The organism is Pseudomonas sp. SW-3, from assembly GCF_016615645.1.
Lineage (GTDB): Bacteria > Pseudomonadota > Gammaproteobacteria > Pseudomonadales > Pseudomonadaceae > Aquipseudomonas > Aquipseudomonas mandelii.
The window spans coordinates 312687-333542 of record NZ_CP067098.1 but is presented as its reverse complement, the minus strand read 5'-3'; the positions used below and the strand labels follow the sequence as shown (position 1 = coordinate 333542).

Genomic DNA, 20856 nt, shown 5'->3' with positions numbered 1-20856 from the left:
CAAGGTCACTGAGCCCGGTGCGGCCAATACATTAAAGAGGTCTTGCAACTCCACTGATAAAGTAGAATGCGTCGAGGAGTTGATAATGGTGCAAGGCGATGTTGGCAATGGAAGTGAGATATTTTGTATCCAGTTTATGACCCCAGCAGGAAGTCCATTTAGAACCCTATGTAGCACTGGAAGAGCGACGAGAATCGAACGTTGTGCGCTCATGCCAAAGGCGGTCAGTAGATTATGAATTTCCGCAGCGGCGCTCCCATTCTTAATCCAGTTTGCGAGGCTTCCATGGGTAGCAATTCCTTGTGTTCTGCCAACTATAAAGTTTTCATATGTAATATTATAGTTAGCAGTACGTGAGTTCGGTGTGTTATACGCCGCGATCATCGCTGGAAGCATCGCCGGCAGCGCCGCCAATGGCGTATTCACTGGTACAGTCATCTATTTCACCAAATAAAATATTTTCAAATGTAATGATTAATTATAAATAGATTACCAGAGGCATAACGTATGACGGCTTGCGGCTAAATTTTTGAAGTCAGCATAGCCTCAGCTTAACCGCTATACAGTAAAATCCGCTACATTCGTAATGCGAATCTGAGTTTTCAACCGCATTCCGTTACCGCGAATGGTCACCGATCGCTTGGTACGGTGGGCATCTACAGCACGTTGATACTGTTCATTAGTCAATATCGCAGATATAAAAGTTCGTTCGCCTTGGAAGTCTGTGACTACCCGAATATAGTTCCTATTACCTTCAGGATCGCGCGAGCGAAGCTCGACTATGGAGCCAGTCACCGTTATATTGTCTTCCCCTCGGAAGTGCTTCTTGATAAAGGCGACATAGTCCTTTAACCGTGTAATCTTATCTTCGGTGATCCAACCGGTAGAAGAGGTCCGTGTAGAAGCTCCTGTGTCTAAAGAAAATTCAATGGTATCCATACCAGGCCCCAAAATCATCTTCGATAAGGCTTCCAACAGTTCCACATCAAATAGTGAAATGGCATCCGCCAGTGACTCTTCGGTGTATAAGGACTCTGTATCGTTGAGTACTCTAGCATTCAGGAATTCAATAGCCGAAAATAATGACGAACAAACTTTATTCGAGTCAATCGCCTCGTGCCCGAATAAATCTGCCTGCCGGAGCGTTGTTCGCGGCACCTCGATGCTAGCAATGAAACTACCGACTTTAGTTTGAAGCAAAAGACATTCGTTTGCGAAAGTATTGGCTGTTACTCGATTAGAGTTATTATCCCCACCCAGCTTAAATTTGGCGCCTTCATATAACCCTGCTCCCATATGATTCAAAAACTCCCCAAACGCCAAAAGCGGCATCGCACCCCACCGAGTAGACGAATCCACGAATCGTGTTGAGATACGAGCAGGACTTGAATCTGCATTTGAAGCGGCGCTCTCAACCATTTCGCCGAAGCGGCTGTAACCATACAAATCCAGTAGAGAGTCAGCAGCTGCATGCAAAAGAGTATCAACACCAGGCTTGGATGAGTCATCGGGTAGCGCGATGGAATACTTCCCCTCGATCCCAAGGGCAGCCGGTGGATAAAAAAAACGAAGTCCCTTGGCTTGGCGCCCTTCTACCCATCCTGAGGCGGTGAGAAAAGTCTGGAGCTTTTCGGCGAGGATAGACAGGTCTTCAGATCTATGACTCATACCTCTATCCCCAGCTGTTCGTAGCAAGATCGAACGAAACCGAGCCCAAGACGATTGGCCTTCGGAATCGAAATCCTAATTTGGTGCGTGTTCTCGGTCTCAGTAACCCCCTCATCTGGTAGGTACCAGTATGCGCTTCCAGCAACAGACAATTGGAACTCGTCTATAGCTATACAGTCCGGCGGGGCTGAATCGAGCACTACAAGGATTAGATGCATAGGCAAAAACTGAGGTCGTCGGGCGACGAGATCATTGTAGGTCTTGGATTCGAGATCAAACCTGATCTGATCGCCATCGTCCGTGACTCCAGCAGATGTGGTTGCCTTGAGCTGAAAATCTAGCTTGTAGGGGGAGTCAAGATAACGCATCCCCCCTTGGGGAGTGCGCCGCACTGTAACAGGGCAGACAACCATGTCCACTCCATGGTCAAGCGGGGGCTCCGTAACCTTAAATCCGTGCCCGTTAGCGAGGATTCGAAGAAATTCCTTCGAGATCGCTTCCTTGATCTGAGCCTCCGTCATATCCCCGCCGTACCAAATTTTTTGACAGCATAACGTATGAAAATGCTGAACGTCAGTCATGAACGGCATAAGGCCATCATCACTCCAAGTAACGTTCGACACTGGAGCAAGCGCAGCGACACTTCCTTCATTAGCGAGGAAGGCGGGTCACACAGAGATTTGGCCCTCTCGGGGCAGAAAACACGTCCCCCTTCATGGGAAGCCGGTGGAGCCTTAGACGCCATAGAAGTTAGAAAACTTGACTTACATCGTGGACGTTGAACGACGTGCGTACAAATTGCACAAATGTCCCGAAAGCTGCTGAATCCGGATTCGATTCCACTGAGCGCCATAACTAGCTGATTTGTTTATAGTTACTTGTCGGGGTACGCCCAACTTTCCACCGACTTCCGGACCCACAGGAAACCTAGCCCTGCCGAAAGCTACCGTTCGTCTGGTACCGCACCATACGCAGTATCGAAAAAGGCTCACCGAAAGGTGGGCCTTTTTCGTTCATGGGTCTTACGCTCCTGGGTTTCCTCTGCTCGCTCCCCGTTTCGTGTTCGCCCCTTTTTGCGCCCCGCTCGCTGAAGGGCGGTTATATTCATCAAAGGTGCGGAATCGACGCAGCCAATTCTGGTACCGCGCATCTACATATCTCACCGAAACGATGAGCGGTTACAGTCGAAAATCAGTGAGGCGGCATAATGAAAGCAGTGCTTATGCACAACCTGCCACTTCACTCCGCCGTTGCGAGCCTCTTTGTAATGAACACCGAACGACGTTACTCGATCATCTTGGAGCACAGTGCCGAGGTGCTGCTTGAACATGCACCCATGGCGCAGATAGAGGCATTTTGGGACGCCAACGATACCCGCTACTTCGGGTTGCGCATGGAGGACGAGCACAGCGCACACGCACGAGTGATTGTTACGGACGAAGTCCCCGACGACGAAGATGTGGCGCTTTTCTGACTGTAGCGAATGGAATCACTCGCCTCCTACGAGAGGAGAGGGGCGCCCAGATGATTTTCAGATCTATTGCCGACACCACAAAACAAAGCCCTCGTAGAAATACGAGGGCTTTGTTGTTTCTGGGTTCTGGATTTTTATACACCGGCCATCAATCACTCAAACTCCGTAGAAACCGAAAGATGCTCCCAAGCATCAATCTCCCCCTGCAACCGCGCAATCTTTTCACGCACCAACCTCACCGCATCCTTACCCAGCAACAGATGAACCGGCGGCTTTTCAGCGGCGACCAAGGTCAGCAACGCCTGCGCAGCCTTTTGCGGATCGCCAGCCTGCTTGCCACTCTTCTCTTCCCGCGCCTTGCGCACTGGATCGAACACCGCGTCGTAGTCACTCACGGTGCGACCGGATCGGATCATCGAGCGCCCCGCCCATTCGGTGCGAAATGAGCCAGGTGCCACGGCGGTCACGTGGATGCCCAGGCTTTCGACTTCTTTGGCCAGCGCTTCGCTGACGCCTTCAAGGGCGAATTTGCTGCCGCTGTAGTAAGCGATGCCCGGCAAGGTGATGAAGCCGGCCATGGAGGTGATGTTGACGATATGCCCGCTGCGCCGTTCACGCATGCCGGGCAGGACTGCTTTGATCATTGCCACCGCGCCAAACACGTTGACGTCGAACTGGCGCTGCATTTCAGTCAGTGGCGATTCCTCGAGAATGCCTTCGTGACCATAGCCGGCGTTATTCACCAGCACGTCGATTTGCCCCACTTTACGCAGGATGTCAGCCACCAGCGGTTCGATGGCTGGGAAATTGGTGACGTCGAGCACGAACGCTTTAGCGCGATGGGCGTCCAGCGCTTCGAACGCGGCGCACTCGGATTCGCGCCGCACCGTGCCAACCACCGTGTGCCCCGCCGCCAGCGCTGCTTGCGAAAAGGCCAGGCCGAAACCTGAACTGACGCCGGTGATCAGGAAAACCTTGTGAGCGTGGGTGTTCATGCTGCGTTCTCCAATAAAAACGCCGTCGATAGTGATCGACGGCGCTGTGGACAAGTCAACGAGGTCTTAGTGACCGGCGCTCTGACCGCCATCGACGTGCAGGATTTCGCCAGTGACGAAGTTGGCGTTGTCCAGATACACAACCGCTTGAGCGATGTCGTTGATTTCGCCCATGTGGCCGACCGGGTGCAGACTGCCCAGCGCTGCATGGGTTTCTTCGCCGTGCATCGGGGTCTTGATGATGCCCGGGGAAACCGCGTTCACCCGAATCCCGCGCTTGGCGTACTCAATCGCCAGGGACTTGGTCGCTGCGTTCAAACCACCTTTAGTCAGCGAGGCCAATACCGACGGCACACCGTCAATCGCGTGGTCTGTCAGGCTGGTGGTGATGTTGACGACGTGGCCTTTGCCTTGCTTTTCCATCTCGTTGATCGCGAGTTGGGTGATGTAGAAGAAGCCGTTCAGGTTCACCGACAGCACGTTGGCGTAGTCTTCGGCGGTGTACGCGGTGAACGGTTTGGCGATGAAGATGCCGGCGTTGTTGATCAGGGTGTCGATGCGACCAAAACGTGCGATGGCTTCACGGATGACTTGTTGTGCGACTTCCGGGTTGCCGATGTCGCCCGCCACGGTGAGGATGTCCGGATCGGTGGACGGTTTGATCGAACGCGAAGTGGCGACAACTTTGTAATCCAGGTCGCGGAAGGCTTTGACCATACCGGCGCCGAGGCCTTGGGATGCGCCAGTGATAACGATGACTTTTTTCGAATTGCTCATGATGAACCTCTACTAATTAAGAATGGTTTGAATAAGTAAGTAATCAGGCTTCGGCGGGGGTCTTGGCCATTTGTCTCAACATTTGTTCGTAGTACTCGACCGACTGCGAACCGGACACCAGATGGCGACCGTTCAGCACCATGGCCGGGACCGAGTTGATGCCGTGCTGGCGGTAAAACGCTTCAAGCTCACGCACTTCTTTGGCAAATGCGCCGGACGCCAACACCTCTTGAGCCGCCGCCGCATCCAGTCCCGCTTCAGCAGCCAGACTCACCAACGTCTCGCGATCGCTCGGGTTCTGGCCGTCGGTGAAGTAAGCGCGCAACAGGATTTTCTTGAGTACGACCTGCCGCCCTTCCTGCAACGCCCACAACAGCAGCCGATGCGCATCAAACGTGTTGTAGAAGTGAGTGCGCTTGTCCAGATCGAACTTGAACCCCAGGGCCGCGCCACGTTCGATCTGCATCGCTTTGCCGGCGGCGACGTCTGCGGCGGTGCGTCCATATTTGCGCATCAAATGCTCAACCGCTTTTTCGCCGACTGCCGGCATGTCCGGGTTCAGTTCGAAAGGCTTGTAGGTCAGCTCCACTGAAATCTCACCGGCCACGTTCTCGATTGCTTGCTCCAGCGCCGTCGCACCCAATGCACACCACGGGCACACCACGTCGGAGATGAAATCGATGGAGACGGACGCGGTCATGACTTGCCCTCCGCCTCAGCCAGTTGCTTGCGGTACTTAGTGGTACTGATGCCGGCGTAGCCCCAGTTATCGGTGTCGACTTCTTCGATCACGATGTGGGTCAGGTGCGGATCCTTCTTCAGGACGCGTTCCAGGGTTTCAGTGATTTCGGCGATCACCTGAGCTTTCTGCTCAGAGGTAACGCCATCGCGGGTGATGCGTACGCTTACGAAAGGCATGAGGAATCTCCAAGTGACCTTCCCTTCGGGATGAATGGGTCGGCGTTGGAGTTCAATGTAGGGAGTTAGCTGGAGGGGATAAAGGTGGGGGCGGGAACATCATTAGTTACGCGGTGTAATTATTACAATCCGAGCTCGACGTGACTTCTTCGCTAATCAGGAAGCTCTCGCAGAGATTTAAGAGATCTGTTGTTAGGGGCACATTTTCCTGGGCGCCCAGTACCTTTCCGGACGTAAAAAAGCCCGAACAGGTCGGGCTCTCGTCAACAAATCGTAATTTCATAATTCCACTCAGGACGGCCTCTAATTAGAGCCCTCGACACCTAAGTTCATTATAGTGATGCTACATTGGACCGAAGTAAGTATATAAACTCAAAAAACTCTTACTTAGTCATTAACAAATACAAGACTCTACTCTTTTGAAGCTGATGACCTCAGCTCATTATTAAAATAATCTTCGCTATTTTTTATTTCAGAATCAACCCAGCTCGCTACAAACGAATTTTTCTCTTCGGAGCCCTTTAAAAGCTCGTCTTCAAAAAACATAGATATCGACGAATGATATATATCATTTCCACCAGCAACTCTATTTTTATCAATTTCGCTGTTTTTCTTTGAAAGAAAATTAAATATTCTCATGGTCTTGCTCCAAATCGTTTATCCAGATAAATCGATAAGAGTTTAGCTATTGTCAGGCCTAACATCTTATCTCTCTCCAAGGAAAATTGATTAGATTCATTACTAGTGAATACTAGCACACCCAACGGTTTGCTGCCAGAGCTGAGTTTTGCAGAGTCTTTTATTGGCATAGAAAGAAATGACTTATATTTATGCTCATCACCGATAGTACTTGAGCTTACCGAAAGCTCCGTGCTCCTAGTAATATCATGGCAAATTTTTATCTCATCCAAAATGTATGTTAATCCTACATGGCCGAATCCCGGTTTCCAGCTCCTCCCCGTGGTAACGAGCCTGTCATCATGGCTTCTCCATTTAAGCTCAAGCTGAGCTGTGCTCTCATTATAAAGGTATAATGCAAAGTTATATAAAGCCGTCGAGCTATAACCAAAAAGCTCCGCTCTATATTTGACTAGAGGCGAAAGTATCTTTCCTAAATCAGCAGATACCCGAGCGCTTGTGCAGTCAGTATTATTAGAATCATTGATTTCATCGATTAAATTCTCCAACTCCAACGTGGAAATATACGACACAGTTTGTTGAAACTTTAGGTTTTGATACATTTGGGAAGCTTTCGGAATCACTATCTTTCTGAAAATCTTATTCTGCTTAATAAGCTTCTATACTTCTTGAGTCACGGATTTACGAGTGCTCGACGACAATAAAACACTGGTAAACACTAGATGCAGAAAAGCGCTTAATGAAAAAAGTACCGTTTCACCCAGCGTAAACTTAGATAATTCCCCAGTCGCAAAATATTTACTAATAAACGCACCAATGATAACGGGAGAAATTAGCGTCATCCAAAAATTGGAAAACATTACAGAAAAATAAAAAACCCTACCTTCAATCGATCTGTTTTTTGAATTGTTTTTTGTTATTTTTTTCAACATACACCCGCATTTTTTCAAGGCTCGATCCAAGCCATAAATATAGCTGACTTTTTTAGTTCAGTGACACAGCGCTCCTACAAATCCCTCCTAAAAAGTCGAATGAATTTTCCGACGTAGGTGTAATTTAAAATTCTTATTAATCTCCTTTGTTAAATTTGCACACAAGCCACCACCTAGCCACGATTGCGCATCCGCCGCCCTCAAGCTACCTTCAGACCGTCGCTGCCAATTCAGCGACCGGGCCTGAGAACCCGGGTAATATGCGCGCGCACCAGCGCCCTAAATCACGATTGCCGGCGTTTTTTTGTGCCTGCATTTCCGTGCAATGGCGGCTGTGCGTGGGAGACCTTCGGGTCTGCCGGGTCGTGCATACCGGTTTCTCAGCCTGCGCACAGCTGCCACCCATTCGCCTGAGAACGAACGCGGCAGCTCTACTTTGATTTTGGAGTATTGCAAATGCACGCTATTGATCCGTTCAAAACTTCCCTCTTTGCTACGCCTGCCATCACCCACCACCGCCCAAAAACCGGAGGTGCCCAATGACCAACCCCAAAGACCTTAAAACCATCGGCCTCACCCCCTTCTCCTACCACGCCAACGAACCGCTCTTCCGCATCAACGCAGGCGTCCCGGTCATTGCAGCCCTCTCCCACGCCTCCGATCTGCTCCACGTCGCCAAACTGCTCGCGTCAGACGCGGCCATGGTTCGCGACACCGACCGGCACGCCTGGGCATCGCATTACTTGCAGGATATGAGCAAGGCGATCATTGATGATGTGGTGAAGGTGTTGGACGCGCCATGTAACAACCGAGCCAGTAACGTCGTACCTATCTAAATCGCATGCATAAAAAAGCCCCGAATCAATCGGGGCTTTTTGCGTCAATGAGAGGGTGTTGGCATATGCTTTGTGCGTAAAAACGAATCTACGTGCACAAAAACGATCATAAAATGGGTCTTTTGCATAAAAACGTTCACAACCTTAAGCGTTGTCGACGCTCACAGTTTCCACAGTGATCTGCTTCAGCGCATAAAACGGCGCAAGCGCCGCCTCATCCGCTGAAGCTCCGGTAATCAACCGCCACTCCCGCTCAATCGGCGTCCAATGCTGTTGCCGGGCACGCCCGAGCTTGTCGGTGTCAGCAAGCACAACAATCTGCGCCGCCCGTTTGATGATGCACTCCTTCAAATAAGCCTGCTGCGCACTCGCCTCACACAACCCAAACTCCGCAACCACACCATCAGCCCCCAGAAACGCCTTGTCGACACTCAACCGACTCAACGTCAGCTCCGCCAGCGGCCCCAACGTGCTCATGCTCGAACCGCGCAGATCGCCGCCGATCAACGTCAACCGAATACCCGGCGCATTGGCCAGGGTCATTACGGCGAGCAAATTGTTGGTCACCACATGCACGTCTTGTCGCGAACACAGATGATGGGCCAGTGCGGCGCACGTGGTGCCGCCGTCGAGCAGCACGGTATCACCATCCTGAACGTGGGCCGCCGCTGCCTGGGCGATGGCATCTTTCTGTTCCCACTGGGATGTCTTGCGTTCTTCGAGCGAGGCTTCCGGCTCATGAACGCCGACCACCGCAGTTGCGCCGCCATAGGTGCGCACCAGGTGCCGCTGTTTGGCGAGCATGGTCAGGTCGCGCCGTACCGTGGCTTCCGAGACTCCGAGTGCCGCGCTCAATTGCTCGACGTTGGCATCGCCAATTCGCACGAGATCGAGGATGGCGCGGTGGCGTTCGGAGGCTTTCATGGCGGGTCTCGTTGTGGGGACGGTGGTCGATCTTACACGACCGAGCCCCTGCGCCTCATCCCCGTCGCGTGGCAAGCTCGGCGCCCTGGCGCAGCGCTTCGAGCAGGCTGCGCTCATCGGCGATGCCTTTGCCGGCGATATCAAACGCGGTGCCATGGTCGACCGAGGTGCGGATCACGTCCAGGCCCACGGTGACGTTTACGCCCGCTTCCAGACCGAGCACTTTGACCGGGCCGTGGCCTTGATCGTGATACATCGCCACCACCAGATCGAAGTCGCCGCGACCGGCGCGGAAGAACAGCGTGTCGGCAGGCAATGGGCCGGTGACGTCGAGGCCGCGTTCTTGCAGCAGCTTCACCGCAGGGATGATTTTTTCCTCTTCTTCGCCATAACCGAACAGTCCGTTTTCACCGGCATGGGGGTTGATCCCGCAAACTCCAATTCGCGGGCGAGCAATGCCGGCCTTGATCAGTGTCGCGTTGCCGCGCTCGATGGTGCGCTGGACCAGGCCCGGCTCGATCTTGCGGATCGCGTCGATGATGCCGATGTGGGTCGTGACGTGAATCACCCGCAACTGCGGCGCCACGAGCATCATCGAGACTTCGTCGACGTTGGTCAGGTGCGCGAGCATTTCTGTGTGGCCAGGGTATTTGTGGCCACCGGCGTGCAGCGCTTCCTTGTTCAGCGGTGCGGTGCAGATCGCGTCGATCTGGCTGGCCTCGGCGAGTTGCACGGCGCGGGCGATGTATTGATAAGCAGCGTCACCGGCGATGGGCGACAACTCGCCGAACGGCAGGTCGTCGGGGATCAGGTTAAGGTCGATGCAGTCAATGGTACCGGCCTCGTACAAGGCTTGGGATGCGTCCTCGATACGGCGCACTTTGGCACTTCCGCCGACGATGACGTTGGCCTGTTCGAGGCGACGGGCATCGCCGATCACCAGGGGCCGGCATTGTTGGTAGACGATGTCGTGAGTCAGGCTCTTGACGATGATTTCCGGGCCGACACCCGTGGCGTCGCCCATGGTGATGCCGATGATGGGGAGGTAATTGCTCATAGTGTTCATTCGAGTCCTTGGATTCGTGTGCGTTGGGGCGGGGAGCGATCGGCGCTGTCGCTCAGGTGTTGCCATGCCGCATATAAGGCGTTGTCGGTACCGAACGCGCCGGCCTTGGTAACGATGCCGGGACGATGGCCCTGGCGGGAAACGGTCGGGCGGGCGAAGGCGACGCCGGCTTCGATTTCGGTCAGCAGTTGCAGGCTGTCGATGCCGACGGTGGTCAATATGGCCCGCGCGGTTTCGCCGCCGGTGGCGATCAGGCCGCCGACCTTGGCGAAGTGCGGTTCGACCAGCACGGCGAGCATGGTCGAGAGTTGCGCGCCCTCTTGGGGATCGAACGCTTCATCGCGGCCGATGCGCAGCAGCAGGTCACTCCAGCCGTCCAGTTGCTCGCCAATGCGCGATTGCCAGAGCGACCAATCGCCGTGGGTTGAGCCCTGACGAAGGACTTCAGGCGGTATAACCAGTTCGCTGACGCCGCCACGCTCTTTGAGCCGCTCGCATTGTCGCTCGCAGACGCCGGAGAGGCTGCCGACGAGGATCAGAATCGGCGCCTGGCTTTTTTCGAGGGTCGCAGGTTCGATAGTCGTAAACCTTGCTTCGGATAAATCAGGAAGACTGGCGATTTCCCGTGCCAGACCACCCGAACCGATCCAGAACAGCGGCTGATCCATCGACGCGGTCAAGCGAGCGAGGGTCAGCAGGTCGTCTTCGGTCTGCGCATCGACGATCAGCGCCTGCGTGCCATTGCCGGCAATTTCAGCAATGTGCCGCTCGAGCGCTTGTTCGTTGCCGCGCAAGGTGTCGAGGTCGAGCTTCGCAGTGCTCAGGCCTGCGGCAATCAGCATCGCTTCGACATCGGCCGGACGGTCGGCGTTTTCCAGTTTCCAGGTGTCGGTGGTTTCCAGCGGCTGGCCGTTGACGAACACGCGACCGCCGCGCAACGTGCGCCCGGTGGCCGGGAACGCCGGGGCGACGATGGCCAGGCCGGCCAACGGTTGCAGGGCGGCAACCTCAGCCGCCCAGTTGCCACGCAGCGTCGAATCGATTTTTTTGTACAGCCGCTGCCCGGGTTTGTGCAGCGCTTTGAATGCCGCGACCGTGCGCTCGGCAGCCCTCGCGGGTGGGAGGCGCCGAGTGTCCGTATCCGCGGCAATCACTTGAGCGTCAGCCTCGTCATTCAGGGGGTCGAGGGTGACGACCGTTTGCATCCCCACACTGGCAAAGCCGATGGCGCAATCTGCCGCGCCGGACAGATCGTCAGCGATGATCAGAATCCTCATCGCAAAGCCTCCTGCTTTTGAGGTTCGATCCCCGGTTCAGGTATGACGACAGGATTGCGCTGCTGCACGCGTTTGGCGACGGCGGCGGTAAGTAACGGCGCGAGGATCGCGGTGACCACGACGCAGGCGGCTACCAGTATGGTCGCGCTCTTGGCCGCTTCGGCGTACACCGGGTTGGCTGCCGCAATCAGTGCAGGGACGGCGGCGGCATTCCCGGCGGTGGTGGCTGCGGCAACACCCGCGACGCCCGTGCCACCGGTCAAACGATCGGCGAAGAACAGCGGAATGCCGGTCAGCACAACCACCGCAACGCCCATGCCGAGACCCAGCAAACCGGCCTGCCAGACGTTATGCAAGTCCAGGCTGGCGCCGAGTGCAAGGGCAAAAAACGGGATCATCACCGGGACGGCCTTGGCCAGAAAGTCGCGCATGTCACGGTCGAGATTGCCCAATAGCATGCCGAGGGCCAGTGGCAGGATGCTGCCCACCAGCGTCGGCCAAGGGAAAGCCGACAGGCCGGCGATGCCCAAGGTGACCATGGTCAGAAAAGGCCCGGACTCCAGGGACATGACCGAATAGGCGCCGACGTCTTCGGATCGACCGTATTGCCCCATCAGCGCCATGTACAAGCCGCCATTGGTGTCGTTCATCGCGGCGACGACCGCCAGCGTTGAAATGCCGGCGAAGAGGCCAGACGAAATCGGCTGCTCGCCGAGAAAATGCCCGAGCACAATGCCGATAAGCACGGCGATGCCGACTTTGGTGATGAGCAGCGTGCCGCCCTTCTTCAGCAGATACGGCGTGGCCTTGATATTGATGCTCGCGCCCATGCAGACGTAGAACACCGCGAGGATGGGTAACGCCCCGGTGAACAGCGCATTGGTGAAAGAGCCGAAAAACTTCGGTGTGTCAGGAAGGAATGTAGCCACCAGTGAGCCAATCAGCAGCGGGACAATCATCATGCCGCCAGGGATGCGTTCAATGGTGCGCTTGATAGGAATTTGGGCCACGAGGGTCTCCTTTTATAATTGTTTGGTAAGACGTACTTCACCTCGAAACTGACTGATTCGATCATTTAGCGATTGAGTCAGTCAAAATAATCTTAGGCTTTCGTTCTTAATTGCGCAAACCAATCATTCAAATGATCGTTTTGATCATTTATGGAGGAAACCTGTTTTTTCACAAATACCTTTGCCAGCCACCGCAGTAGCCGCCCTCAGATACAGAAAAGCGGCAAGGTCGCGCATTCACACACCCCAAAAAAAATGCCCAAACCTCCCGGCCTGAGCATTTTTTTGACCCTGATCACCCAACATTCCCAAAAAACCTCGACTCTATGTAAGCCTCCAACCATCGGACGCAGCATCAATTCGCTACTAAACTCGGGACAAGCGTGTTCAGGTGCAGGATTATAGCCAGCACGTATCGCCCAACCGGCGGCCAGGTACTCAACAATAGCCAGCCCACTTTAGAGGGCATTACCCAATGGATAGCAGAACCCTACGCAACCTCATGCGCATTGTTCAGACCGGCTCTTTGTCGGCGGCGGCAGAGCATTCCTGTTTAACCGTGCAGGCGTTGGCCGCGCAGTTGAACAAGGTCGAAGAACAGTTCGGTTTTCGGTTGTTTCGTCGCTCCAACAAGGGGTTGACCCTGACCACGCAGGGCACGGAACTCACGCCTTACATGGACAAGGTGTTGGTTGCCACGCGGCAACTGGAAGAAAAAGTCGCCGCGTTGAAGGTGCCTGGGCAGCGCACGCTCAAGGTAGCGCTGAACACGACGCTGTCGGCTGACTTCAATCGGCGAATGATCGGACGCCTGATTGAGGTGTTTCCCGACTATCAGCTGGAATTCAGCTACGCCGAGTCGATGGAAAACCTCAGCAAGCTGAAGAACGAAGACTTTGACCTGGCGGTGCTGATTGGTCCGCAGAAGCCGGGATTGCCCAGCATCATCCTGCCCGAGGTCCAGGTGCAGGTGGTCGGTGCGCATTGCGGTCAGGAACATGATCCGCTGGTGCTGCTCGGCAACAAGTTTCAGGTGCGTCCGGCAGACGATTGTCCGTATTCCCACAGCTTCTTGCGCTTTCTCGACGCGGGTCTGGGCAATTACGAGTCGGGCAAGCGGATGGTCTATTCGTGCAGCGAAACCCTGACGCTGTCGTTGATCACCCAGATGGACGGCCTTGGCATGGTTTCGCGGGATGCAGCCCAGCGCAATGGCCTGACGATTTTCCCCGGCTTCGAGGATGCCCTTGAAGTGCGGCTGGCGATCAATAATCCTGAGTTGTCGGGCCAGGCTTTGCACGATGTGGTCGACCTCCCGCTACATGAACGAGCCGAGCGCAATGTACGCAGCCGTTCCCACCGCAACGGAGAGAAAGAGGTTTTTGCTGAAATACGCACATAACAACGTCGGAATCGCGGCATAAAATTCCGGGCGATCGAGCTGCACGTGCTGATCCTTGATCAACAACGGCGTGAGGCTGATTGCAGCGACGATCGCCACCGGCAGGTATTCCAGCGCCCGGGCGACGAAGGGCGGCCAATGGTCAGTGTTCACTTGCAGCGGCAATGCGCGCGGCAGGAAGGTCACGGCCATCATCAGCACAACGACCAGAATCAGGAACGTTTGGTCAGGCATACGCCCACCCCGCAGCCCACAAATGTGGCGATGAATACGTTGAAGGGCGAGCTGCCGACCAGGCTCAGCACGCCCATGCAGGCGACGGCGGCCAGTGCGGCGATGAGTTTGTTACGCGTGTTGCACAGCGACACCAGCACGTAGAGCATCATCGCGGTCAACGCGTAGTCGAGCTGATACTGGATCAAGTGCGCCGCATACTGCGCGCAAATCGCCCCCAGCAAACCGCCGAGCACCCAAGAGGTGTGGCAATACAGATTGAAACCGATCAGGTAACGCACGTTGACGGGCGAGCCTTTGCCCAGTTTGACGCTGTGAAAAGCGAACGACTCATCGGTCAGCCCGCCCGCGTAACACCAGCGCTCCATTCGGCTGAGGCCCATCGCCTGCAACGCCTTGGCCATGTAGACCGACATCAGCATGTGCCGCGCGTTGATCAGAAACGTGGTGAGGATGATGGTGGTCAGCGACGCACCGCTGGAAATCAGCGCGAGGGCGGCGAACTGCGAAGCGCCGGCATACACGAACAGGCACATGGCGACCGGCAGCCACACAGGCAACCCGGCGTTCACCGCCATCAAACCGAACACAAACGACACCGTGAAGTAACCCGCAACCACCGGGCTGGCTTCGGCGAAGGTGCGCGAAGCGTGCGGCTCGACCATCAGCGGCTGGCTGCTGGACGTCTCATTCATAGGTCCCTCTCAAATGTTCTTTCGCCGCGCGGCTCGCAAAAACCCTGGGCACTCCAGAAGCGCTGGCCGGCAAGGTTAGCATCGTCGACAAACAGGAACATCCGCAGCACGCCCACGCGCTTCATGTCTGACGACGCTGCTTCAACCAGGCGTTGACCGACGCCTTGGCTGCGGTAATCCGGGCTCACGGCGAGGTGGTTGATCGTGCCGCGACTGCCGAGCATTCCGCCCAACACCGCGCCGACGATTTCGCCGCTGACGTCCAGTGCGATAAACGCGGTGGTGGTCTTCTGCACCAGCACACTGCGCAGGCATTTGGCGTCCTGCCATTCACAGAAAGACACTTCTTCGAATTGCCGAAAGAAGCGTTCCAGGCGCTGTGCATCCTTGGCCGTGGTGCGCCGCAGCATCACCGGTGCGGGGCACTCGGCGAGGCTGGTCACGGTGTTGTACTGTTCAGCGAACAATGTCGAAAGCGGTCCCGGGCCGCGAGAAAGAGATCGCCAGAATCTGCCGGTACGCCATGTCGTGAGAATGGGTATTGCGTGCCGGTGTCACGTAGTGACGCATGTCGCGATCGAGAAAGTAGGTGGTGTCGAGGATTTCCTGATACGTCGTCGAGGCCAGGTGCTCCTGGTTTTCCGTGTCGTACAAACGGCTCTCTGCCCCTTCAACGTTATTGCGTCCCCAGAAGTGCACGCCGCTGAACGGATAACCGTCGCAGTGAATACCTTCCGGGGTGATTTCCAGTTGTTTGCCAGGCTTGATCTCGATGCGGATCTGATGAATCTGGCACTGCCAGATTTCGTCGTGCAACTCAGGTGGCAAAACGTTTTTGTACACTTCGAAGTCGGTGTCGATCAGGCTGCGCATCACCGGCGAACTGATGATTTCATCAGAGAAGTCCTGGAAGTGCCGAACCATCCCGCCAACGTAACTGTTGTTCGCCTTGGACTGAACATAGGCGCGGTGTTCCAGTTGCTTCAGATCGCGCGTGACCGGGTTGTACTCGAAATCGCTGTAGCGACGGTAGCGCATGCCCGCCTCGGACTGTCCGTAGTAACTGTCCGGCTCCATGTTTTCCCAGCTATTGGTCAATCTGACGAAATCGTTGAAATGACCGAAAAGATTGAAGTCAGCACCCCGGACGTTCGCATATTTGTCACGCCGTAGAAACTCGCCCACTTCTTTGTTCAAAACGATCATTTTAAAAATCTCCGTGCATTTAGCTGCCTAATCTAGAGAGCACAGGATTTACGTCCATGAGAAAGAATTTGAGGCATATCAAGCGCTGCTTGAAACGAAGCATGACGTTGCTTTAGTTTGACTTTTTACGATCGAAAATGGCCTTTTTATGCGTTTTTCAACGGTTCTCAAGCGAAAAAAAACCCCGAGCCAGTCGGGGTTCTTTAGTGAGTGTTGAACACTCAGTCGATCATCAGAAGATGTTGATCGGGTAATCCACGAACACACGCACTTCGTTACCGCTGACGTTGTACTCGCTGGATTTCTGCGAGACACGCAGGATCGAGCTGCGCAGTTTTACACTCAGGTCTTTGGCCGGGCCGCTTTGCACGACGTACTTGAACTGGTTGAAGATTTCACGCTCGGTGCCGCCTTCGCTGGTGGACGTGGTGATGTTGTCACCGCGCACGTAGGCGAAGTTGTAGCTCAGGCCAGGAACGCCGAATGCGGTGAAGTCCAGGCCGTAGCCCAACTGCCAGCTGCGCTCGTCTTCGGCGTTGAAGTCAGACCAGTAGGAGTTCGCCAGGTAGATGGTGTTGCCGCCGTCGCCGACACGACCTTGATCCTTCTGGTAACCGCCGTAGGCATAGCCCAGATTGCTGTCGCCGGTGCTGCGCTGGTGAGCGAGGGTGAACGAGTGCGGGCCGGTGGCGAAGGTCGCCGCCAGGCTCCAGATTTTGTTGTCGTCGCCGGTAGCGCCACTTTCGCGGACGTAGGAATCATCCAGCTTGGTGCGATAGCCGTTGAAGTCCAGGGTCAGGGACTGATCCTTGTCGATCGGGAACACGTAGTTGGCGTTCACGTATTGCTTCTTCAACACGTCTTCAACGTCGGATGCGTACAGCGCCGCCTTGAATTGTTCGGTGAACTGGTAGCTACCGCCCAATACGTTGATCGACTTCAGGCCACCACTGTCACGGCCTTCAGCGCTTTTGCGCGATTCGGCGGTGAAGCGACCGGCGTTCAGCTCCAGGCCTTTGATCTCCTTGGAGGTGATCAAGGTGCCGGTGTAGCTTTCCGGCAGCAGGCGCGAGTTGTCGTAGCTCAGCACCGGCAGGGCCGGCATCTGGTCGCCGTAGGTCAGCGTGGTGCTGGAGACACGGAATTTGACTGCTGCACCGCCTTTGGACAGGTCGTCAGCCGCGTTGCCGCTGTCGCCCTTTTTAAAGAAGTCGATGCCTTGTGCGCCGGTGCGACCCTTGCCGCCATCCAGACGCAGTGCGTACAGACCGAAAGCATCCACACCGACACCGACGGTGCCTTGGGTGAAGCCGGACGAGAACGTGCCGATGGCCGCTTGGCCCCATTCGGCTTTGTCCGCACGACCGTCTTTGTAATCACGATTGATGTAGGCGTTGCGCAGCAGCACTTTGAGGCTGCTGTCTTCAACAAATCCCTTGGATTCGGCCTGGTCGTTAGCCATGGCCTGTGTAGCGCTCAACATCCCCAGAGCGATCAAGCTGATTCGCTTATTCAACATTTTGTTTTTTTCCTTATTACCGGTTGATACGCGCTGTGTCGAACGGCTGAAACGGCGCTATCGCACTCTTTTTTCACCCCAAAACAAAAAGGCCCGCCCACGAAGAAATCGTGGCGGGCCTTTTTATTATTTTATGAGTCATGGCGGTTAGCCACAGGCGTTGGGCGCGATCGTAGCCGCGCCCAGAAGGCTGTGTCAATTTGATGAATCGTCTATCCATAGGCGAAAAACATCTAAGCGGACTGAGCAAGCCAGGACGCGAACGCTTGCGGCTTACCAAGCCAAGGGCTGATATCGACCACCGTGAAATGACCATTTTGCTCCAACGCCAAGGTCGGAAAACCTTGACCACCGACACGGGCCAGCAATGCGCGGCTGTCCTTGATGTGGCGATCCGAGTCGGTGCTTATGAAGGCTGACGCAAAGGCATCAGGCTCAAGACCAATCTCTTTTGCCAGCTCAAATAACACCGCCTCATCGGCAATCCGCCTCCCTTCCACGTAATGGGCGGTTTGCAAACGCCCCAGCAACTCAAGCCCACGGCCGGCGATGTGTTCGGCGGCCAGCACCGCAGCGATTGGCGGGGTGGAATCGAACACCGCCGTGTCGTCGCGTAGCAAACCTTCGAAATACGCTTCGCCAAATGGCTGGCCGGTGTACTCGGCGATTCGGCGGTCGTGGGGCATCACATAGTTGCGCAATTGTGGCGAAACGGCTTTGCGGTTGGCACCGCTCATCATGCCGCCACCGTGGGCGATCACTGGCAACACGCCTTGGGCGGCGTGCACCAGCGGTTTGGCGCCGTAGCACCAGCCGCACAAAGGGTCGTAAATGTAGTGAAGGATCATGGAAAGACTCCGGCAATCAATCAGGGAAACTCAGTGCCGGCAGACTAATCCTCGGACCGTTGCGGAAAAACGCTGGAATGGCGTTCAGTCTGTTTCATGAATCGGTCGAATAGCCTCGACGAATCTCTGTAGCAATCTCGACACAACTTGAAACAATCGAACAACGAAGCTTTTCAAGAATAATTAACGGAGGTAAATAACAAGCATTACCATTCGCACCCTCGAATTCTTCTACCCTTTCGGATGCGCTTCAGATGCCTGCCCCCTTCCGCCTTATGCCCGTCACCCTTGGGTTTTCTGCTTTTCTGTCTGCCGGATTCACCTGCGCCGCGACCACCGTTTTACCCGAAACCTCGATCAGTGCCGAAGCGGAAGCCGACGATCCGCGAGTAAAGGAAACCAGCACCGCCACCCGGACTGCGACTCCGGTGCGCTACGTGCCACAAGCCATCGACTCGATTAAAACCTCGAACGTCTCGGATTACGGCACCAATGATCTGGGCACTGCATTGAGCGGCATCCCCAACGTCAGCAGCGGTGCAGACACCCGTTTCGACAGCCTGCGTATCCGCGGTTTCGATGCGAGCAACGACTTCTACCTCGATGGCATTCGTGACGACAGCCAATACGTGCGCGACTTGCACAACATCGAGCGTATCGAAGTCCTCAAAGGGCCGGCCGCCGTGTTATACGGGCGTGGCAGCCAGGGCGGAATCGTCAACCGGGTCAGCAAACTGCCCGAGTTCGGCCGCCGTTCGACCATCGAAGCCCAGGGCGGCAGCGATGATTTACGCAGCCTTTATGCCGACCTCAGCACCGATCCGTCCGAGAACATCAGCCTGCGCCTGAACATGGGCAACATGGATCAGAACAGCTTTCGCGAGGGTGTCAGCGGCAACCGCCAACTGTTCGCGCCCTCCATGAGCTGGCAATTGACGCCGGACCTGAACTGGTTGGTGCAATACGAATACAGCCGTTACAACCGCACGCCGGATCGCGGTATTCCTGGCGTAAACGGGCGCCCGGCAGACGTAGGACGCGATACGACCTACGGCAGCGAGCACGATTTCATCGACGACAAGTCGCAATCCCTGCGCTCCAAACTCAGCTATGAACTGAGCGACAACTGGCAGCTGCGCCACACCCTGGGCGTGTTCAAGCTCGACAGCGATTTCGACAACACGTACCTGACCGGTTACACCCCGGCCACCAACAAGGTCACGCGTCAGCATTGGCAGCAAGACCTGACCACCCGCAATGTCTACAACAACGTCGAACTGGAGGGAGGTTTCGACACCTTCGGCCTGGAGCATCGCCTGCTGACCGGCATCGAGATCGGCAGCCAGCGCCGCGATCCGACCCTTTACAACGCGGCCACTTCCGGGCCGGGCAGCTCGCCGGTGCCGGCGCTGGACCTGCACAACCCGAATCGCGATCTGCGGCATACCGGCCGCATGCAGGTGTCCAGCGACAACCACACCGAAGTCGAAAGCCGTGCGGTGTACGTGCAGGATCAATTGCGTCTGAACGATCAATGGCAACTGCTGGCCGGTTTGCGCTACGACACGTTCGACATCGAATCAACCAACAAGCTGCGCGACATTTCCGAAGACCGTGACAGCCACAGCACAAGCCCGCGTGTAGGCCTGGTCTGGACGCCGCTGCAGAATCATTCCTTCTATGCCTCCTGGACCAAGACGTTCTCGCCAGTGGGCGGCGGCTTGATCGGCATCACGCCCGGCGCGGCCGGTAACAGCAACGACTTGAGCCCGGAGCTGACCAAGCAGAAGGAAATCGGCGTGAAGAGCGACTGGCTCGACGACCGCCTGAGCACCACCCTGGCAATCTACGAACTGGAACTCTACAACCGCCGCACCAGCGATCCCCTCAACCCGACCGTCACCTTGCTCTCGGGCCTGCAACGTTCCCGCGGGATCGAGCTGACCGGCACCGGTAAAATTGCCGGCAACTGGTACGTGCGCGGTGGCGTGGGCGTACAGGACGCGACGGTCGAGAAGGACAACAACGGCTTTGAAGGCAAACGCATCAGCAACGTGGCCAAGCACAACGGCAGTCTGTTCCTGACCTGGAAACCGGAAATGGGCTGGTATGCGGAAACCGGGTTGACCTTGGTCGGCCAGCGTTACGCCGATAACCTCAACACCGTCGTACTGCCGGGTTATGGCCGTTGGGATGCACTGGCCGGATTCCGGCAGAAGGATTGGGACTTGCGTGCGGCACTGAACAACATCAGCGACAAGACCTATTACTCGTCGGCCACCAGCGCGGCGCAGATTCAACCCGGCGAACCGCGCAGCCTGGTGGTGACGGGGACCTACAGCTTCTAAACACTGCTGATGTGTTCCCACCAATCACCTGTGGGAGCGAGCCTGCTCGCGATGGCGGCGGGTCAGTCAACGTTAATGTGACTGCCAG

Annotated in this window: 22 protein-coding genes; 4 read left to right on the top strand and 18 right to left on the bottom strand. The window is 55.6% G+C overall.

All coding sequences use genetic code 11. The features are described 5' to 3' along the window. Nucleotides 1-558: 558 nt before the first annotated feature. Nucleotides 559-1668 carry a hypothetical protein gene (locus JIO00_RS01485; RefSeq protein ID WP_154911940.1) on the bottom strand — a complete coding sequence of 370 codons (1110 nt, stop codon included), beginning with the start codon at nucleotides 1666-1668 and terminating at the stop codon, nucleotides 559-561. Next, the gene (locus JIO00_RS30035; RefSeq protein WP_191650605.1) at nucleotides 1665-2189 is read right to left on the bottom strand and encodes a DUF4365 domain-containing protein; all 525 of its coding nucleotides are present in this window, start codon (nucleotides 2187-2189) and stop codon (nucleotides 1665-1667) included. Before JIO00_RS30035 ends, JIO00_RS01485 begins: the two co-directional genes overlap by 4 nt. A gap of 746 nt (nucleotides 2190-2935) precedes the next feature. Between JIO00_RS30035 and JIO00_RS01475 the strand changes: the two genes are divergently transcribed. Further along, a complete protein-coding gene (locus tag JIO00_RS01475; RefSeq protein WP_042932964.1) occupies nucleotides 2936-3142 on the top strand; it encodes a hypothetical protein in 207 nt (68 codons plus the stop codon). Nucleotides 3143-3294: 152 nt separating this feature from the next. Here the strand turns inward: JIO00_RS01475 and JIO00_RS01470 are convergent, their stop codons facing one another. The 6 genes from JIO00_RS01470 to JIO00_RS01445 all read right to left on the bottom strand — a co-directional run bounded on the left by JIO00_RS01470 (nucleotide 3295) and on the right by JIO00_RS01445 (nucleotide 7073). Beyond that, nucleotides 3295-4137, bottom strand: coding sequence for an oxidoreductase (locus JIO00_RS01470; protein WP_200667477.1), 843 nt, complete (start codon nucleotides 4135-4137; stop codon nucleotides 3295-3297). Nucleotides 4138-4203: 66 nt separating this feature from the next. Beyond that, entirely contained in the window at nucleotides 4204-4914 is a 711-nt protein-coding gene (locus JIO00_RS01465; protein WP_145309145.1) for an SDR family NAD(P)-dependent oxidoreductase, read from the bottom strand. 43 nt (nucleotides 4915-4957) lie between these two features. Next, entirely contained in the window at nucleotides 4958-5614 is a 657-nt protein-coding gene (locus tag JIO00_RS01460; RefSeq protein WP_200667476.1) for a DsbA family oxidoreductase, read from the bottom strand. Further along, nucleotides 5611-5832 carry a tautomerase family protein gene (locus JIO00_RS01455; RefSeq protein WP_010464654.1) on the bottom strand — a complete coding sequence of 74 codons (222 nt, stop codon included), beginning with the start codon at nucleotides 5830-5832 and terminating at the stop codon, nucleotides 5611-5613. Before JIO00_RS01455 ends, JIO00_RS01460 begins: the two co-directional genes overlap by 4 nt. Before the next feature lie 411 nt (nucleotides 5833-6243). Continuing rightward, complete coding sequence (locus JIO00_RS01450; protein ID WP_102593444.1) at nucleotides 6244-6471, bottom strand: hypothetical protein; 228 nt, start codon at nucleotides 6469-6471, stop codon at nucleotides 6244-6246. Next, nucleotides 6468-7073 (bottom strand): GAF domain-containing protein, encoded by a 606-nt coding sequence (locus JIO00_RS01445; RefSeq protein ID WP_200667475.1) that lies wholly within the window; start codon nucleotides 7071-7073, stop codon nucleotides 6468-6470. Before JIO00_RS01445 ends, JIO00_RS01450 begins: the two co-directional genes overlap by 4 nt. An 869-nt stretch (nucleotides 7074-7942) precedes the next feature. On the opposite strand from JIO00_RS01445, the gene JIO00_RS01440 reads away from it, so the two are divergent. Next, nucleotides 7943-8239, top strand: a complete 297-nt coding sequence (locus JIO00_RS01440; RefSeq protein ID WP_010464659.1) for a DUF3077 domain-containing protein — start codon at nucleotides 7943-7945, stop codon at nucleotides 8237-8239. Nucleotides 8240-8383: 144 nt separating this feature from the next. Here JIO00_RS01440 and JIO00_RS01435 read toward each other — a convergent pair whose 3' ends face one another. From JIO00_RS01435 to JIO00_RS01420, 4 genes are read right to left on the bottom strand one after another with little or no spacing between them, the layout of a single operon-like run. Then, nucleotides 8384-9163 carry a DeoR/GlpR family DNA-binding transcription regulator gene (locus tag JIO00_RS01435; RefSeq protein ID WP_145309143.1) on the bottom strand — a complete coding sequence of 260 codons (780 nt, stop codon included), beginning with the start codon at nucleotides 9161-9163 and terminating at the stop codon, nucleotides 8384-8386. A 55-nt stretch (nucleotides 9164-9218) separates the two neighbouring features. After that, nucleotides 9219-10220, bottom strand: coding sequence for a 4-hydroxythreonine-4-phosphate dehydrogenase PdxA (gene pdxA / locus JIO00_RS01430; RefSeq protein WP_102593442.1), 1002 nt, complete (start codon nucleotides 10218-10220; stop codon nucleotides 9219-9221). Nucleotides 10221-10225: 5 nt separating this feature from the next. Beyond that, nucleotides 10226-11506 carry a four-carbon acid sugar kinase family protein gene (locus tag JIO00_RS01425; RefSeq protein ID WP_200667474.1) on the bottom strand — a complete coding sequence of 427 codons (1281 nt, stop codon included), beginning with the start codon at nucleotides 11504-11506 and terminating at the stop codon, nucleotides 10226-10228. Beyond that, entirely contained in the window at nucleotides 11503-12516 is a 1014-nt protein-coding gene (locus JIO00_RS01420) for a 2-keto-3-deoxygluconate permease (RefSeq protein ID WP_077747522.1), read from the bottom strand. The genes JIO00_RS01425 and JIO00_RS01420 overlap by 4 nt, the downstream gene beginning before the upstream one ends. Nucleotides 12517-12991: 475 nt before the next feature. Between JIO00_RS01420 and JIO00_RS01415 the strand changes: the two genes are divergently transcribed. Then, on the top strand, nucleotides 12992-13918 hold the full coding sequence (locus JIO00_RS01415) for a LysR family transcriptional regulator (RefSeq protein ID WP_042932449.1): 927 nt from the start codon (nucleotides 12992-12994) through the stop codon (nucleotides 13916-13918). Here the strand turns inward: JIO00_RS01415 and JIO00_RS01410 are convergent. The 6 genes from JIO00_RS01410 to JIO00_RS01385 all read right to left on the bottom strand — a co-directional run bounded on the left by JIO00_RS01410 (nucleotide 13835) and on the right by JIO00_RS01385 (nucleotide 18420). Next, nucleotides 13835-14152: an AzlD domain-containing protein gene (locus JIO00_RS01410; protein WP_010464672.1), complete on the bottom strand. Its 318-nt coding sequence runs from the start codon at nucleotides 14150-14152 to the stop codon at nucleotides 13835-13837. The two genes, JIO00_RS01415 and JIO00_RS01410, sit on opposite strands and share 84 nt — an antisense overlap. Continuing rightward, nucleotides 14131-14847, bottom strand: coding sequence for an AzlC family ABC transporter permease (locus tag JIO00_RS01405; protein ID WP_010464674.1), 717 nt, complete (start codon nucleotides 14845-14847; stop codon nucleotides 14131-14133). The genes JIO00_RS01410 and JIO00_RS01405 overlap by 22 nt, the downstream gene beginning before the upstream one ends. After that, nucleotides 14844-15257, bottom strand: coding sequence for a GNAT family N-acetyltransferase (locus JIO00_RS01400; RefSeq protein WP_169857613.1), 414 nt, complete (start codon nucleotides 15255-15257; stop codon nucleotides 14844-14846). Before JIO00_RS01400 ends, JIO00_RS01405 begins: the two co-directional genes overlap by 4 nt. A gap of 46 nt (nucleotides 15258-15303) precedes the next feature. Then, the gene (locus JIO00_RS01395; RefSeq protein WP_102593439.1) at nucleotides 15304-16053 is read right to left on the bottom strand and encodes a 2OG-Fe dioxygenase family protein; all 750 of its coding nucleotides are present in this window, start codon (nucleotides 16051-16053) and stop codon (nucleotides 15304-15306) included. Between the two features lie 232 nt (nucleotides 16054-16285). After that, nucleotides 16286-17572, bottom strand: a complete 1287-nt coding sequence (locus JIO00_RS01390) for an OprD family porin (protein ID WP_010464680.1) — start codon at nucleotides 17570-17572, stop codon at nucleotides 16286-16288. Between the two features lie 233 nt (nucleotides 17573-17805). Beyond that, nucleotides 17806-18420, bottom strand: a complete 615-nt coding sequence (locus JIO00_RS01385; protein WP_077747521.1) for a DsbA family protein — start codon at nucleotides 18418-18420, stop codon at nucleotides 17806-17808. Nucleotides 18421-18674: 254 nt separating this feature from the next. Here JIO00_RS01385 and JIO00_RS01380 point away from each other — a divergent pair, with 254 nt between their 5' ends. After that, entirely contained in the window at nucleotides 18675-20768 is a 2094-nt protein-coding gene (locus tag JIO00_RS01380) for a TonB-dependent receptor (protein ID WP_083375265.1), read from the top strand. Nucleotides 20769-20856: the final 88 nt, after the last annotated feature.

Excerpts from the sequence above, each read along its gene's own strand:
- JIO00_RS01450 (WP_102593444.1), bottom strand. The coding sequence starts at position 6,471 with ATGAGAATATTTAATTTTCTTTCAAAGAAAAACAGCGAAATTGATAAA.
- JIO00_RS01475 (WP_042932964.1), top strand. The coding sequence starts at position 2,936 with ATGAACACCGAACGACGTTACTCGATCATCTTGGAGCACAGTGCCGAG.
- JIO00_RS01440 (WP_010464659.1), top strand. The coding sequence starts at position 7,943 with ATGACCAACCCCAAAGACCTTAAAACCATCGGCCTCACCCCCTTCTCC.
- JIO00_RS01395 (WP_102593439.1), bottom strand. The coding sequence starts at position 16,053 with ATGATCGTTTTGAACAAAGAAGTGGGCGAGTTTCTACGGCGTGACAAA.
- JIO00_RS01460 (WP_200667476.1), bottom strand. The coding sequence starts at position 5,614 with ATGACCGCGTCCGTCTCCATCGATTTCATCTCCGACGTGGTGTGCCCG.
- JIO00_RS01400 (WP_169857613.1), bottom strand. The coding sequence starts at position 15,257 with ATGCTGCGGCGCACCACGGCCAAGGATGCACAGCGCCTGGAACGCTTC.
- JIO00_RS01485 (WP_154911940.1), bottom strand. The coding sequence starts at position 1,668 with ATGAGTCATAGATCTGAAGACCTGTCTATCCTCGCCGAAAAGCTCCAG.
- JIO00_RS01470 (WP_200667477.1), bottom strand. The coding sequence starts at position 4,137 with ATGAACACCCACGCTCACAAGGTTTTCCTGATCACCGGCGTCAGTTCA.
- JIO00_RS01445 (WP_200667475.1), bottom strand. The coding sequence starts at position 7,073 with ATGTATCAAAACCTAAAGTTTCAACAAACTGTGTCGTATATTTCCACG.
- JIO00_RS01390 (WP_010464680.1), bottom strand. The coding sequence starts at position 17,572 with ATGTTGAATAAGCGAATCAGCTTGATCGCTCTGGGGATGTTGAGCGCT.
- pdxA (WP_102593442.1), bottom strand. The coding sequence starts at position 10,220 with ATGAGCAATTACCTCCCCATCATCGGCATCACCATGGGCGACGCCACG.
- JIO00_RS01415 (WP_042932449.1), top strand. The coding sequence starts at position 12,992 with ATGGATAGCAGAACCCTACGCAACCTCATGCGCATTGTTCAGACCGGC.
- JIO00_RS01435 (WP_145309143.1), bottom strand. The coding sequence starts at position 9,163 with ATGAAAGCCTCCGAACGCCACCGCGCCATCCTCGATCTCGTGCGAATT.
- JIO00_RS01425 (WP_200667474.1), bottom strand. The coding sequence starts at position 11,506 with ATGAGGATTCTGATCATCGCTGACGATCTGTCCGGCGCGGCAGATTGC.
- JIO00_RS01455 (WP_010464654.1), bottom strand. The coding sequence starts at position 5,832 with ATGCCTTTCGTAAGCGTACGCATCACCCGCGATGGCGTTACCTCTGAG.
- JIO00_RS30035 (WP_191650605.1), bottom strand. The coding sequence starts at position 2,189 with ATGACGGAGGCTCAGATCAAGGAAGCGATCTCGAAGGAATTTCTTCGA.
- JIO00_RS01380 (WP_083375265.1), top strand. The coding sequence starts at position 18,675 with ATGCCTGCCCCCTTCCGCCTTATGCCCGTCACCCTTGGGTTTTCTGCT.
- JIO00_RS01405 (WP_010464674.1), bottom strand. The coding sequence starts at position 14,847 with ATGAATGAGACGTCCAGCAGCCAGCCGCTGATGGTCGAGCCGCACGCT.
- JIO00_RS01385 (WP_077747521.1), bottom strand. The coding sequence starts at position 18,420 with ATGATCCTTCACTACATTTACGACCCTTTGTGCGGCTGGTGCTACGGC.
- JIO00_RS01465 (WP_145309145.1), bottom strand. The coding sequence starts at position 4,914 with ATGAGCAATTCGAAAAAAGTCATCGTTATCACTGGCGCATCCCAAGGC.
- JIO00_RS01410 (WP_010464672.1), bottom strand. The coding sequence starts at position 14,152 with ATGCCTGACCAAACGTTCCTGATTCTGGTCGTTGTGCTGATGATGGCC.